Source organism: Mesorhizobium loti, from assembly GCA_014189435.1.
Taxonomy (GTDB): domain Bacteria; phylum Pseudomonadota; class Alphaproteobacteria; order Rhizobiales; family Rhizobiaceae; genus Mesorhizobium; species Mesorhizobium loti_G.
In genome coordinates this window covers 4875473-4888726 of record CP050293.1, presented here as the reverse complement: position 1 = coordinate 4888726, position 13254 = coordinate 4875473, and the positions used below count along the sequence as shown (strand labels likewise).

3 protein-coding genes and 2 pseudogenes are annotated in these 13254 nt (G+C 63.5%); 3 read left to right on the top strand and 2 right to left on the bottom strand.

Annotation, left to right across the window (positions count from 1 at the left end):
• Positions 1-5: 5 nt before the first annotated feature.
• From HB777_23460 to HB777_23450, 3 genes and pseudogenes are all read left to right on the top strand, one after another.
• Positions 6-1010, top strand: a complete 1005-nt coding sequence (locus HB777_23460; GenBank protein QND66582.1) for a hypothetical protein — start codon at positions 6-8, stop codon at positions 1008-1010.
• A 108-nt stretch (positions 1011-1118) separates the two neighbouring features.
• Positions 1119-2279, top strand: coding sequence for an aldolase (locus HB777_23455; GenBank protein ID QND66581.1), 1161 nt, complete (start codon positions 1119-1121; stop codon positions 2277-2279).
• Positions 2276-3270 (top strand): annotated as a pseudogene (locus tag HB777_23450) (nucleotidyltransferase family protein). Before HB777_23455 ends, HB777_23450 begins: the two are co-directional and overlap by 4 nt.
• 551 nt (positions 3271-3821) lie before the next feature.
• On the opposite strand, the gene HB777_23445 reads toward HB777_23450, so the two are convergent.
• Together HB777_23445 and HB777_23440 are read right to left on the bottom strand one after the other, a co-directional pair.
• The gene (locus tag HB777_23445; GenBank protein QND68883.1) at positions 3822-9290 is read right to left on the bottom strand and encodes a hypothetical protein; all 5469 of its coding nucleotides are present in this window, start codon (positions 9288-9290) and stop codon (positions 3822-3824) included.
• Between the two features lie 1447 nt (positions 9291-10737).
• Positions 10738-13212 (bottom strand): annotated as a pseudogene (locus HB777_23440) (hypothetical protein).
• Positions 13213-13254 lie beyond the last annotated feature (42 nt).

Genomic DNA, 13254 nt, shown 5'->3' with positions numbered 1-13254 from the left:
CGAGAATGGACCGCCGTTCATTCATGGGCGTCGCCGGCTTGTATCCTGTAATCGCTCTGTTGCCGGGCTCGTGCCAAGCGCAAGGCGCACCGACGCCGGAAGGCAAGGAGTTCGTTCTGGCGGGTGAGTATGGCTTCGAACAGCAATCGATTCGGAATCTCCAGCCGGGAGCAACCATCAACGCTCGCAATGCTGCCTTCACGGTTGCCAACAGCAGAAACAGCGATCCCAGCGCGGCAATGGGTTGCGATGAGGGGACGCTGCCGGTCAATCGCTATCCGGTCGTCATCCGCAACTGCCCCGGCGTTCGCTTCATCGGGGGCCGCTTCGACGGCCAGGTGCCGCTAACGTCGGATTGGCGGGATACCTACTGCAACAGCGCGGCTCTGCTCATCAGGGACGGAACCACCAATGCGACAATAGAAGGTGTCCGCGTACGCCGCTGCTGGGATGCCATTCGCATCGGCGAGCAGGCGGACGGCTTTCGACTGAAAGGGTGCTGGCTCAGCGAAACCAGGGATGATGCGGTGGAGAACGACTATCTCCTCAGCGGTACCATAGAAGATTGCCTGTTCGATGAATGTTTTTCCGGGCTCAGTGTGGATCCCGCGAAAAATGAACGGGACGGAACACAGCAAACCGTGCGGATCGACGGATCCCTCATCCACATGCACGCCTTTCTCTCCAAGGGCGAAGTCACACATCAGGCGCCGATCAAGGCTGTCGATCAGTCACCCAGGTTGAGGATCACGGGATCGGTTTTTGCATTGGCCGCGGCAAACATGCGTGGATTCCGTCGCCTGGAAAGAACGTGGCGGCTGACGATTGAAAGCCGGGACAACGTGTTGCTGTGGCTGCCCGACGAGCCAATCCCGTCCGCATTGCCGCTGCCGCCATCTGGTTTCAAATTGCTGACCGGCGCTAACGCCCGCGCATATTGGAACAAGGCGCGTCTCCAGTGGGTCGCGGCGCATCAGGACGTGGCCCGGTTCTCCGACGAAGCGCTGTGAGAAGTCGCGGTCCGCAGTCCTCGGCAACGATTATCCGAACCGCGAAGGCATGTGGTGCTTCCTATTCAACGCACCTGCTTTGCAACAACAGCTTGGACCGTCACCGCGATGAATCAGCACGAGGCGATTGACAGAACCGTGGCATCAGGCCCCGCTGATCACAGTCCTGCGACGTTTGTGATCCAGGGGCGGTTGGTACGCGTCAGGGGACAAAACATCCTGTTCAGCCCATCCCAGCAGGCCATTTTCGCCGTCAACGATACTGCCGCCGACATCTGGCGCTCTCTGGAAGAAGGCATGCCACCGCAAGCCATCTCGGTCGAGATGGCGCGCGGTGGCGTTGACAGGCTTGAGGCAAATAGGCATGTCGAGGCCGCGCTCGGGGATTGGCAGCGGCTGAACCTGATACGGCCCTGCGCACCTTTGTCCACTTCGTCAGCTCAAGAGCCCGTGAGCCAGATGGTCGCCGTTGCGGGCCTCAACATACGCATCGTCTATCCGGCAGCCTGCGCGTTTCCGGCGATCACCGTATTTCGGCACCTTGAGGTCCGAAGAGAGACTGCCGACGTTCTGCTCGAGGTGGTCGGGCACGGGGGGCGGGTCCATCTATTCCGGGATGGCGAGTGGATTTTGTCCTGCTCCCCCGACGAACTACCCGTCATGCTGAAGGGACAATTGCTGACAGAGGTTCTGGACTACGGCGCCTATGAACTTGCTGTCCATGCGGCAGCGCTTTTCAGAAATGAACGTATCGTCCTTCTTTGTGGCAATCCGGGCGCGGGCAAGACAACGCTGACCTTGGCGTTGGTTCATGCAGGATTCGGCTTTGCCGCCGATGATGTGACGCTGCTGGACTCTAGGGGGCATGGCGTTGGCCTTCCGTTTGCCCCGGCGGTCAAGGCGGGAGCATGGCCGCTGCTGGCCGAATACTGCCCCGACCTTCATGCCGCTCCAGTCTGGCGCCGCCCGGACCGCAGGCGTGTACGGTATGCCGTGCCCAAGGCGTTCGTGCCCCTGCCTCCTGCTCCCTTGCCCATCGGCTGTGTGGTCCTGCTCCGTCGAGATCGCGACGCGAAAGCTAGCCTGGAGCCGGTCGATCCAGCTCACGCATTGCGCGGTCTGCTCAACGGCGCGCTGGCACCCGGCGGAGAGCTGAGTGGCACCGCGTTCGACGTCCTGATCCAACTCATCGGATCGGCGCAAACCTATTGCCTGACCTATTCGAGGCTTGATGATGCGGTACAGCTTGTCACGAAAGCGTGCCGATGATGAGCAGGGGCAGCGCGCTTGAGGCGTTGGTCGCCGGACTTCGCGGTAGTCGGACTGACAGGGCCGACTGGCAGGCCGTGATTGCTCTGGCAAATCACACTCTGCTCACACCCGATTTGTTCTCGTCCCTCGCGCGCGCCGGACAGATCCACCATCTTCCGGAGGACGTGCGCGAGTACCTTCGGTTCGTTCACGACTGCAATCGGGAACGGAACCTGCGCTTGCGTACCCAACTGCGTGAAGCCGTTGCGGCCCTCAACCGCGGCAACATCGTTCCGTTCCTGCTCAAGGGGGCCGTTCCCCTGTTCCTTTCGCCGGCCGGCCGGGTTCCCAGCAGGATGACGAGCGATCTCGATCTAGCCGTGGAATCGCCCGAAGAGACGACCGCCCGAGCCTGTCTTGAAGAGCTTGGCTACGTCGATGTGGCGGGCGCTCGAGGCATGGCCCGCCAGCAGGACGCCGGAATGCTGGAGCTCCGGACGAGCCGGGCGAACGGGTTTGCCCCCCCAAGCTCGTCCAGCGAGACGGCCTTCGGGTGAAAATTCCTCCCGCTCAGTCTCGCGCCCTGCACTGGATGGTGCACGACCTTCTCAAGGAGGGAGATTATTGGCGCGGAAGGATAGATCTTAGGCATCTTTACGATCTGGCAAGATTGGCGGAAAGCGACGACGTGGACTGGGCGGCACTGCGGGCTTCCATGTCGGATCGAAGCGCCCGCAATGCGCTCGACACCCAGCTTTTGGCCTTGCACCATTTCTTTGGAACCAGAATCCCGGCAAAATGCGCACAACGCCCGATGGTCCGTTTCCAGCACTGGAGGCGCATCTTCACGGCGACCCACCCGATCATCGGCGCCCCGCTGCGCCTCGCGGGCAATTTGATGTGGGGCACATGGCGGTTTTCACGTGCCCACGGTTTGGCGCGACGTGGACCGTCCGATCTCTTGCGTCGCACAGCTCGCACGCTCTTCAACCCTCGTACGAAAATCTAAGCCTTTTGGAGAACTAGTACCCCCGTATCAGCAAGCCTAAGGTGAAAGCTGTGAATTTGAGAAAGTTTGTGAAGAGGTCTGACATGTCAACTGAAAGCACAAAACGCTCGCCGGAAACCCTGGTCTCGGAGGCTCAAGCGCGCCGTGAATTTCTCAAGAAGGCGGGGCGTTTTGCGGCGGTTACGCCGCCGGCTGTGACGCTCTTGCTTGGCACAAGCTTGAACTCCAGGGCGATCGCCAAATCGGGTGGATCAAAACCGGGCAATGGCTGGGGGGACAAGAACCATATTCACGTCGGCCCTCCCGGCCAGGGGTAAGCCCTTCGACCATCATGGTCGCTGAAAACAGCGTTTTGAGGACATAGGGCTCCAGTCTGTCATTTGAAAGCCCGGACCGCTCGCGGCACGCAAAAGTGCCGCCAGCGGTCCGGGCTTTTCTTTGCCGGGGCGACCATCATCCGAACTGCAAATCAGCGCAAAATGGATCCGGTTTCGCCGCACTGATCTTCGGAACCGCGCGACGCGGACCTTTGAGCATGCAGGAAGGCGGCCCTAAGCCAGCAACAGAGTGCTCAGGAAGTTGTCGTCGTGGAACTGGGCCACTTGAACGCCGGTCAGCGTGATCTGATCCCCGCCGCCCAGCGACGCCACGACATTCGAGCCCTGGTTTGTCGCCACCTGCAGGAACTGGCTGTCGTTGTAGATGCCAAAGGCTCTGAGATCGAGGACGTCGCCGGTGCCGGCGCCGGGCAAGAAATTCATGACGGTGTCCTGACCGTCGCCGTGGGCGAACACGAACAGATTGTGCTGGTTGCCGGCAACCAGCAAGTCGTTTCCGCGTCCCCCGATCAGCGTGTCATTCCCGCCCAGACCCCATAGATAGTCCGCGCCGGTCGTGCCGTTCAGGACGTAGCCGCCGTTGACGATTGTCGGCGTGCGCCCTACAGGCGTCGGGACAAAGTAGGAATCCGTGAGCATGCTGGTTGCAGTCGTCCCGTTGAAGCTGCTCACCTTGTAGAACTCGATCAGCATGCCCGCGTCCGTGATCGTCACCAGATTGGCGCCGACATTGGGAACGGTCTTGCCAGCTCCGCCAAGGCCGGTGGTCGTGTACGGAAGAAAGACGCCGTCGCCGTTGTCGTCCCGGTTCTCCCGGTAGTAGTTGTGCTGATGGCCGGCAAAGACCGCGTTCACACCCCACTGCTCGAAGGGCCACCGCATGGTGGCAGTGGAGCCGCTCGGGTTGAATGGCGTGTGATGGAAGTAGGCGACGTCGAAACTCGCGTCGGAATTCGCGAGAAGGTCTTGCATCCAATGGCCCTGCACGGATGTGGAACTGCGGCCATCCGGCTCCTGCTTGTTGCTGCTGAGAGCGAAGAAATGCACCGGCCCGATCTGGTAGTCATAGTACCTCTCATTGTCGGGCAGCGTGAAGTAGTTCAGGTAGTTGGTAACGTTGCCTTCTTCGTATTCGTGATTGCCTAGCGTGGGGAAGAAGCGGTTGATGGCGCTGCCGCTGCCGTATGCGCCCTGATAGTTGCCTATGTAGTCATGATACTGCTGGCCGACGGCGGCATCCAAGGTCTGCGGAGCATACACGTTGTCGCCGATTGTGAGGATGAAATCGGGGTTCCAGGCATGGACCATCGCCGACACCGCCTTCTCGCCGGTGAGATCGGTGTCGCCGTAGTCACCAAAGACCGCGTACCGGTACAAGACCTGCGGCGGCGTCGTCGGGACGACGCTGACCGTATAGTCCTGCGCGGCGGTGCTCCCGTCGGACGAGGTTGCGGTGACGTGGAGGTTGATCGACTGCTCGGTCTGGGCATTGAGCGTTCCCGTGCCAGAGCGCGTGATGACGCCGGTGCTGGAATTGATGGCGAAGCGCGAGTCGTTGAGGCTGTAGGTGACCGTATCGGTGACGTCCGGATCCTTGGCCGAGGCTGTGATGTGGACCAAAGTGCCCGCGGGGGCACGGTCGGGGATCTGGTTGGCCGCAGGGTCGGCATCCTGTGGATGCTTGAAGGCGACCGGGCCGGTCGTCGGCACATAGTACTCGACGTGCAGGAGCGGTGCGCCGGTGGCGCTGCCATCGAAGGAATTGGCCCTGCGCGCGCCGCTGCTGCCGCTGACGACGAATGCCATGTCATTGAGTTGCAAATAGCCTGGCTGGTTGATGATCTCCTGCACGATTGCCGAGAGGTTCGGGGTGCGTTCGGCAAGGGCGGCTTCATTGTTCACGGTCCAGTCGGGTGGCGTCCACGTCACCGAAGTAGTCGTCATCAGGCGCGAGGTGACATCGCTTTTCTCACTCTCGAAGGGGACGGCTTCGTCGCTTTCGCCTCGGATCAGGAGCGACACGGCGCCAGTGCTCGTATTCTGGGCCTGGAACTGGATGTAGGCACTGGTGATGACGGCGTCGTAGGGAATGTCGACGCCGGTGAAGCGCATTCCGACCGTCTGGACTTTGGTGCCGTCAACCACCATGTCGAGATCGGTGCTGGTGAGGTCCATCCCGCCGCTGGGACCTTGCTCGACGTCGTCGGTGCTGGTTGCGATCCTTTTCTCGAAAATCGGCGCTGTGGTCACGCTGACGGCATAGTCTTGGCCCGCGGCGCTCCCATCGGACGAGGTTGCGGTGACGTGGAGGTTGACCGACGGCTCGGTTGCCGCATTGAGCGTGCCGGTGCCTGAGCGCGTGACAACGCCGGTGCTGGAATTGATGGCGAAGCGCGAGTCGTTGACGCTGTAGGTGACCGTCGAGCCGGCATCGGGATCCCTGGCCGAGGCCGTGATGCCGATGGCCGTGCCGGCGGCGGCGTTCTGGGCAATCTGGTTGGCGGCAGTGTTGGCATCCGGCGGGTTGTTGAAGGTGACCGGCTCCGGGCTGTTGAGCACGGCGAGGGTGAAGGCCTGGTTGGCGGTGCTGCCGTCGGAGGAGGTTGCCGTCACCGTCAGGTTGATCGATGTCTGGGTCTCGAAGTCGAGCGTGCCGGTGGCCGAGCGGGTGATGACGCCGCTGCTGACGTCGATGGCGAAGCGCGTGTCGTTGAGGCTGTAGGCCACGGTCGAACCGGCGTCGGGATCCGTGGCCGAAGCGGTGATGCCGATGGCCGTGCCCGCCGGAGCAAGTTCGGCGATCTGGTTGGCAGCGGGGTTGGCGTCGGGCGGCGTGTTGAAAGCCACCGGACTGCCGGCCGGACCGGGCAGGGTATACTCGATGTGCAGCAGCGGCGCGCTGGCCGGGTTGGACTCGTACGAGTCGGCCGTGCGCGTGCCGGTGCCGGTGACCAGGAACGCCATATCGTTGAGCGCCGCCCAGCCCGAGCGGTTGACGATCTCCTGCACGACCGCCGAGAGGTCCGGCGTGCGCTGGGCCAGGCCGTGCTCGCCCACCGTGGTCCACGGGGCCGGCGTCCAGGCCGTGGAGGCTGTCGTCCTCGGAAGCGAGGACACGTTGAAGCTGGCGGTGGTGAAGGGACTGGCGTCGTCGACCTTATCGCCCTGAATGAGCAGCGACGTCGCGCCGGTCTTCACCTCATTGGCCTGGAACTGGATGTAGGCGTTGGTGATGATGGCGCCCTGCGGGATGTTGATGCCGGTGAAGCGCATGCCGACCGTCTGGCGGGTGGAGCCGTCATAGCCCAGCTCCAGGTCGGTGACGTTGGTCGAAATCGCCCCGGAGCCCTTCTCCTCGATATCGTCGCCGGCGGTCGCCACCCTTGTCTCGATGGTTACAGGCGTGGTGTTGCCCGTCCCGGAGACAGCAACGCTGAAGGCGTGGGTATCGATGCTGCTGTCGGACGAGGTGGCCGTGACCGTGAGCGCGACCGTCGGCTCCGAGGCCGCATTGAGCGTGCCGGTGCCCGAGCGTGTGATGACACCGCTGCTGGCGTTGATGGCAAAGCGCGGGTCGTCGATGCTGTAGGTAATCGTCGATCCGGCATCGGGATCCCTGGCCGAGGCGGTGATGCCGATCGCCGTACCGGCGGCGGCGTTCTGTGTAATCTGGTTGACCGCGGTGTCCGCATCCGGCGGGGTGTTGAACGCGACCGGCTCGGGGCTGTTGAGCACGGCGAGGGTGAAGGCCTGGTTGGCGGTGCTGCCGTCGGAGGAGGTTGCCGTCACCGTCAAATTGATCGATGTCTGGGTCTCGAAGTCGAGCGTGCCGGTGGCCGAGCGCGTGATGATCCCGGTGCTGGCGCCGATGGCGAAGCGCGTGTCGTTGACGCTGTAGCTGACGGTCGAGCCGGCGTCGGGATCGGTGGCCGAGGCGGTGATGCCGACGGCCGTGCCAGCCGCCGCAAGCTCGGCGATCTGGTTGGCGGCGGTGTCGGCATCCGGCGGGGTGTTGAACGCGATGGGCTCGGGGCTGTTGAGCACGGCGAGGGTGAAGGCCTGGTTGGCGGTGCTGCCGTCGGAGGAGGTTGCCGTCACCGTCAAATTGATCGATGTCTGGGTCTCGAAGTCGAGCGTGCCGGTGGCCGAGCGCGTGATGATCCCGGTGCTGGCGCCGATGGCGAAGCGCGTGTCGTTGACGCTGTAGCTGACGGTCGAGCCGGCGTCGGGATCGGTGGCCGAGGCGGTGATGCCGACGGCCGTGCCAGCCGCCGCAAGCTCGGCGATCTGGTTGGCGGTGGAGTCGGCATCGGGCGGTGCGTTGAAGGCAACCGGCAACTGGCTGGCCGTGACGCCGACTGTAAAGGCGTGGGTATCGATGCTGCTGTCGGACGAGGTGGCCGTGACCGTGAGCGCGACCGTCGGCTCCGAGGCCGCATTGAGCGTGCCGGTGCCCGAGCGTGTGATGACACCGCTGCTGGCGTTGATGGCAAAGCGCGGGTCGTCGATGCTGTAGGTAATCGTCGATCCGGCATCGGGATCCCTGGCCGAGGCGGTGATGCCGATCGCCGTACCGGCGGCGGCGTTCTGTGTAATCTGGTTGACCGCGGTGTCCGCATCCGGCGGGGTGTTGAACGCGACCGGCTCGGGGCTGTTGAGCACGGCGAGGGTGAAGGCCTGGTTGGCGGTGCTGCCGTCGGAGGAGGTTGCCGTCACCGTCAAATTGATCGATGTCTGGGTCTCGAAGTCGAGCGTGCCGGTGGCCGAGCGCGTGATGATCCCGGTGCTGGCGCCGATGGCGAAGCGCGTGTCGTTGACGCTGTAGCTGACGGTCGAGCCGGCGTCGGGATCGGTGGCCGAGGCGGTGATGCCGACGGCCGTGCCAGCCGCCGCAAGCTCGGCGATCTGGTTGGCGGCGGTGTCGGCATCCGGCGGGGTGTTGAAGGCAACCGGCAACTGGCTGGCCGTGACGCCGACTGTAAAGGCGTGGGTATCGATGCTGCTGTCGGACGAGGTGGCCGTGACCGTGAGCGCGACCGTCGGCTCCGAGGCCGCATTGAGCGTGCCGGTGCCCGAGCGTGTGATGACGCCGGTGCTGGCGTTGATGGCGAAGCGCGTGTCGTCGATGCTGTAGGTGATCGTCGATCCGGCATCGGGATCGGTGGCCGAGGCGGTGATGCCGATCGCCGTACCGGCGGCGGCGTTCTGTGTAATCTGGTTGGCGGCGGTGTCGGCATCCGGCGGGGTGTTGAAGGTGACCGGCTCCGGGCTGTTGAGCACGGCGAGGGTGAAGGCCTGATTGGCGGTGCTGCCGTCGGAGGAGGTTGCCGTCACCGTCAGGTTGATCGATGTCTGGGTCTCGAAGTTGAGCGTCCCGGTGGCCGAGCGCGTGATGACGCCGGTGCTGGCGTTGATGGCGAAGCGCGTGTCGTTGAGGCTGTAGCTGACGGTCGAGCCGGCGTCGGGATCGGTGGCCGACGCTGTGATGCCGACGGCCGTGCCAGCCGCCGCAAGCTCGGCGATCTGGTTGGCGGTGGTGTCCGCGTCGGGCGGTGCGTTGAAGGCGACCGGATTGCCGGGTCCTGGCAGCAGATATTCGATATGCAGCAGTGGCGCGGTGGCCGGGTTGAACTCGTACGAGTCGGCCGTGCGCGTGCCGGTGCCGGTGACCAAAAATGCCATGTCGTTGAGCGCGGCCCAGCCCGAGCGGTTGACGATCTCCTGCACGATCGCCGAGAGGTCAGGCGTGCGCTGGGCTAGGCCATGCTCGCCCACAATGGCCCACGGGTCAGGCGTCCAGGCCGTGGAGGCTGTCGTCCTCGGAAGCGCGGACACGTTGAAGCTGGCGACCGTAAAAGGGTTGGCGTCGTCAACATTATCGCCTTGAATGAGCAGCGACGCCGCGCCGGTCTTCACCTCGTTGGCCTGGAACTGGATATAGGCGTTGGTGATGATGGCGCCCTTCGGGAGGTCGATGCTGGTGAAGCGGAGGCCGACCGTCTGGCGGGTGCTGCCGTCATAACCCAGTTCCAGATCGCTGATGTTGGTTCCGATCGTACCGGAGCCTTTCTCCTCGACATCGTCGCCGGCGGCCGCCACCCTCGTTTCGAAGATGGGGTCGATTGCATTCAAGGCGGCGAGGCTGCTGCTGGTGGTGATATTAGCGCCCGTCGAGACCGTACCGGTGTCAGCGATGAGGGTAGGGGCGGTAAAGGTGACGCCGCTGCCGGCATGGCCCGTTCCTGCAAACTGCCCGAGGCCGGTGTCTTTCGTCGCCACGCTGTCGAGAAAGGTGCTATCCGGATGGATGCCAAGCCCGGCTGCCGCGTCCGCCAGCCCGATCAGCTCGCCACCGTTTGCCGTGATCGGGACGGCGCTTTGACTGTCACTGTGTTTGCCGGTTTCGACGGCGAGGCTGACGCCATCCGATGCCCCGGAAGCCTGCGGCACGCCGTCATCGCCATGCAGGTGCTCCGCAATCTTCGGACCGCCGGTTGCGAACGCCGTGACCGAGCCGTCATCGAGCGGTTGAAGGGCTTTGAGGAGGGGCGTCGAACCGAGCTCCGTCGCGAGCAGTCCGATTGCATTGCCGCTGTCTGGAAGCCGATGTAGTTTGGACATGGCAGAACTCCTTTGCCGTCGTTTTCCACACCTGGGCCTCGCTAGGCCCTGATATGGGCGCCAGGGCCAGGTCCGGTCCGCCGCGATCGAGGACGCCGGCGGTTAGAGGCGTGTGGGGAGGCGATATGCTTGCTGGGCATCCGGCAGGCTGCAGTGAACTGGACCACGGCAGGACCTTGAAGCAACGCGCCCTGCCGGATCAGGCGAGCAGCCAACCATTCAAATGGAATTCATAGATCTTGCCGTCGTTCTCGGTCGGATTCGGGTCGTTGTCCACGCCGCGATCGACGATGTAGAGGCTCATGTGGTGGCTTGGATCGTCGCTGCTCGGCGCCAGCGCCAATCCCGCCGGCTTTTGCGCATTCGCTGCGGAGATATCGAGCGTGCCCAGCAACCCACCTGTCGGTGTCACCATTGCCACTGAGTTGCGCGATTGAAGGATGTAAAGGAGGTCGTGGACCGCGTCGTAGGCAATGCTCTCGTCCGAAGGGATTCCGAGCGCCTGCGCGGAAAAACTCGTCACGATATCATCGCCACCCGTGCTCGGGACGCCGTCAAATCTGCCGTTGGGACCCGGTGCGACGGTGTAAATCGTCTGGGTTGAGCCATCCGCGACATACAAGACTCGATGGTTCGGGTCATAGGCGACGCTCTCCGGATCCGAACTGCCGAACGCGGATGTCTTGAATGAGGTCACTTTATCGTCGGATGTGTTGTAAAGCCCGTCTCGCCCGGGGTTGAGCTCGTACACGCTCTTCGGGGCAGTGTCGTCCGCGAAGAAGAGATGGTGGTTAGCAGGATTATAAGCCACCCCGGCCGGCTCATCGGAGAACTTGACGGTCGTGAGCGTGCCCGCAAGGGTGCCGTTCAAATTCATCTGGTAGAGATTCTTGCCAGTAAAAAGCGCAGGTATCTCCTCGACTTCGCTGTCGGCAACCAGCAACGTGCCGAGGTGAGAGATATAGACGATATCAGTCGGGTCGGGACTCGGCGGCGACCACTGCGAAGTCAGGATGGTGTGTGACAAGGTCACCGATGTGGGCAGCAGCTGGCTACCATCGGTGACAGCAACGCTGAAGGCATGAGTATCGATGCTGCCGTCTGACGACTTCGCGGTCACGGTGAAGGCGACCGACGTCTCGGTCTGGGTATTGAGCGTGCCGGTGCCCGAGCGTGTGATGACGCCGGTGCTGGCGTTGATGGCAAAGCGCGGGTCGTCGATGCTGTAGGTGATCGTCGATCCGGCATCGGGATCCCTGGCCGAGGCGGTGATCCCGATCGCCGTGCCGGCGGCGGCGTTCTGTGTAATCTGGTTGACCGCGGTGTCCGCATCCGGCGGGGTGTTGAACGCGACCGGCTCGGGGCTGTTGAGCACGGCGAGGGTGAAGGCCTGGTTGGCGGTGCTGCCGTCGGAGGAGGTTGCCGTCACCGTCAAATTGATCGATGTCTGGGTCTCGAAGTCGAGCGTGCCGGTGGCCGAGCGCGTGATGACGCCGGTGCTGGCGCCGATGGCAAAGCGCGGGTCGTCGATGCTGTAGGTGATCGTCGATCCGGCATCGGGATCCCTGGCCGAGGCTGTGATCCCGGTGGCTGCCCCCGCCGCCGCAAGCTCGGCGATCTGGTTGACGGCGGTGTTGGCATCCGGCGGGGTGTTGAACGCGACCGGCTCAGGACTGTTGAGCACGGCGAGGGTGAAGGCCCGGTTGGCGGTGCTGCCGTCGGAGGAGGTTGCCGTCACCGTCAGGTTGATCGATGTCTGGGTCTCGAAGTTGAGCGTCCCGGTGGCCGAGCGCGTGATGACGCCGGTGCTGGCGTTGATGGCGAAGCGCGTGTCGTTGAGGCTGTAGCTGACGGTCGAGCCGGCGTCGGGATCGGTGGCCGACGCTGTGATGCCGACGGCCGTGCCAGCCGCCGCAAGCTCGGCGATCTGGTTGGCGGTGGTGTCCGCGTCGGGCGGTGCGTTGAAGGCGACCGGATTGCCGGGTCCTGGCAGCAGATATTCGATATGCAGCAGTGGCGCGGTGGCCGGGTTGAACTCGTACGAGTCGGCCGTGCGCGTGCCGGTGCCGGTGACCAAAAATGCCATGTCGTTGAGCGCGGCCCAGCCCGAGCGGTTGACGATCTCCTGCACGATCGCCGAGAGGTCAGGCGTGCGCTGGGCTAGGCCATGCTCGCCCACAATGGCCCACGGGTCAGGCGTCCAGGCCGTGGAGGCTGTCGTCCTCGGAAGCGCGGACACGTTGAAGCTGGCGACCGTAAAAGGGTTGGCGTCGTCAACATTATCGCCTTGAATGAGCAGCGACGCCGCGCCGGTCTTCACCTCATTGGCCTGGAACTGGATATAGGCGTTGGTGATGATGGCGCCCTTCGGAAGGTCGATGCTGGTGAAGCGGAGGCCGACCGTCTGGCGGGTGCTGCTGTCATAGCCAAGTTCCAAATCGTCGACATTGCCCGATATCGTACCGGAGCCCTTCTCCTCGACATCGTCGCCGGCGGCCGCCACCCTCGTTTCGAAGATGGGGTCGATCGCACTTAAGCTGGCGGCGAGGAAGCTGCTGCTGGTTTCGGTAGCGCCCGTCGAGACTGTGCTGGTGTCAGCGATGAGGGTAGGAGCGGTGAAGGTGACGCTTCTGTCCGCATGATGCCCGAAGCCGGAGGCATTTGCCGTCACGCTGTCGAGAAAACTGCTATCCAGATGAATGCCAAGCCCGGCTGCCGTCTCGGCGAGGCCGGTGAGTTTCAATCCGCCATCGCTTCCCCATGTCGGGGCGATGCCGTGCGCGGAGATGAGATCGAGCTTGCTCGCGGCCGGATCCAGGCCGGGAGTGTGGCTGCCCTTGCCGGTTTCGGCAGCGAGACCGTCGCTAAGATCGGAGGGCTCGCGAGCTGTCTCGTTGCCGCTCGCCCCTACGATTGGCGCGGTCCCATTGTCGATGTTCAGCCAGTCGCCCTTGATGCCGGGGTCGATGCCGAACTCCGTCATCAAGAGTTTCGCGTCACTCCAGGGAAGCTCAGTTGGTTTAGC

What these genes read in the sequence shown, in the direction of transcription:
- HB777_23455 (QND66581.1), top strand. Translation starts at nt 1,119, where the DNA reads ATGAATCAGCACGAGGCGATTGACAGAACCGTGGCATCAGGCCCCGCT.
- HB777_23445 (QND68883.1), bottom strand. Translation starts at nt 9,290, where the DNA reads ATGGCATTTTTGGTCACCGGCACCGGCACGCGCACGGCCGACTCGTAC.
- HB777_23460 (QND66582.1), top strand. Translation starts at nt 6, where the DNA reads ATGGACCGCCGTTCATTCATGGGCGTCGCCGGCTTGTATCCTGTAATC.